The organism is Mycobacterium sp. E1386, assembly GCF_001672745.1.
Classification (GTDB): domain Bacteria; phylum Actinomycetota; class Actinomycetes; order Mycobacteriales; family Mycobacteriaceae; genus Mycobacterium.
The window spans coordinates 1-1,487 of the sequence record NZ_LZKH01000018.1; the positions used below are offsets into that span (position 1 = coordinate 1).

Here is a 1,487-nt window from a genome sequence, read left to right on the forward strand (position 1 = left end):
CCGGGAGGGCCGTGCTTGTCCTCGTCGATGCGAATGTTGTTGGTGCGGCCTAGCATCCGCTCGATGCTGACCCGCGCAAATTCCCCGAGCCAGACGTGTTCGACATCCACCGTCCCAACGCGCGCAGCCATGTCGCGTTCGGTCGCGGTCCGCATGCCTGCCCCGGAGCACCGCTGGCACGCACCGAGGCGCGGGTCAGCATCGAGCGGATGCTAGGCCGCACCAACAACATTCGCATCGACGAGGACAAGCACGGCCCTCCCGGCGACCGCCGGTACCGGTATCTGCCCACGTTCATCTTGCGGGGGCTCACCCGGCTACACATCCGATTCGAGTAGTGCGATGCCGTTTCAGGGAACAACCGCAATCGTGACCGGCGGGGGCATGGGACTGGGTTTGGCCATCACGGAGGCGCTCGCCGCGCGCGGCACCAAGGTTGCGATGTTCGACGTCGCCGCCGAGTCGGTACAGACGCAAGCGGCTCGGCTGAATCGAAACGGCGCCGATGTCAGGGGCTACGTCGTCGATGTATCCGACCGCGCGCAGGTCGAGTCCGCGGTGTCCGAGGTACGCACCGAGCTTGGGCCGGTTCTGATCCTGGTGAACAACGCCGGCATTGAGCAATTCGGCAAGTTCGCCGAGATCAGGGACGAGCAGTGGGACCGCGTCATGGCGGTGAACCTGCGTGGCCCGTTCATCTGCACGCAGGTGGTGCTGCCCGACATGCTCGACGCTCGCTGGGGCCGGATCGTCAACATCTCGTCGTCCAGCGCCCAGGGCGGTCAGGCACGGATGGCCGCCTACGTCAGCTCCAAGGCCGGTGTGATCGGGCTGACGAAGAGTTTGGCCTTGGAACTAGGCCCGAAGGGCATAACCGTCAACACGATTCCGCCCGGCATGGTGGTGACACCGATGCTCGAGAAGGCGATCGCCGAGGGCAGGTTTACCGCTAGCCTGGAGCACTTCGCGAGCATCACGCCAGTGCGCCGGGCCGGCCGGCCGGAGGATATCGCCAACGCGGCGGTGTTCCTGTGTCAGGACGAATCGTCGTACATCACCGGGCAAGTCATCGGCGTCAACGGAGGACGGAGAACATGACCGACGAGGACAGCGACCTGCGGCAAACGCTGACTCCCCTGGCCGCCGACCAGTGGGGCGACGCCGAGTATGCGGCCTTCGGTGTGCTGCTGGGTATTCCGGGGGACAGGGTGCCGCGTGCCGGTTCGGGACACGCCATGGACCCGCTGAAATTCGACATCATCGGTCTGCTTGCTCGCCACCCCGAGATGGCTCGAGCCTTTCTGACCTTCAACGGCTTCCTGCTGCGGCGGGGCGAGCTGTCGCCGCGCCTGCGTGAGTTGGCGATCCTGCGTGTCGCCAACACCCGCCGCTCGGCCTTCTTCTGGGGCGAGCACACCAGACTGGCGATCGACAGCGGCGTACCGGAGGAGGACATCGCGAGGCTCGCCGAAGGCAATGAGGGGTTC

General features: G+C 65.9%; 2 protein-coding genes and 1 pseudogene. All 3 read left to right on the forward strand.

Annotated features, from left to right (window positions below):
* Positions 1 to 68 precede the first annotated feature (68 nt).
* A pseudogene (locus tag A5709_RS29145) lies at positions 69 to 338 on the forward strand (cytochrome P450); the annotation flags it as partial.
* 4 nt (positions 339 to 342) lie between these two features.
* Positions 343 to 1,098 carry an SDR family NAD(P)-dependent oxidoreductase gene (locus tag A5709_RS02185; RefSeq protein ID WP_068009852.1) on the forward strand — a complete coding sequence of 252 codons (756 nt, stop codon included), beginning with the start codon at positions 343 to 345 and terminating at the stop codon, positions 1,096 to 1,098.
* The coding region (locus tag A5709_RS02190; protein ID WP_068117624.1) for a carboxymuconolactone decarboxylase family protein at positions 1,095 to 1,487 on the forward strand (393 nt) is incomplete at its 3' end. The genes A5709_RS02185 and A5709_RS02190, both read left to right, overlap by 4 nt.

What these genes read in the sequence shown, in the direction of transcription:
- A5709_RS02185 (WP_068009852.1), top strand. Translation starts at nt 343, where the DNA reads ATGCCGTTTCAGGGAACAACCGCAATCGTGACCGGCGGGGGCATGGGA.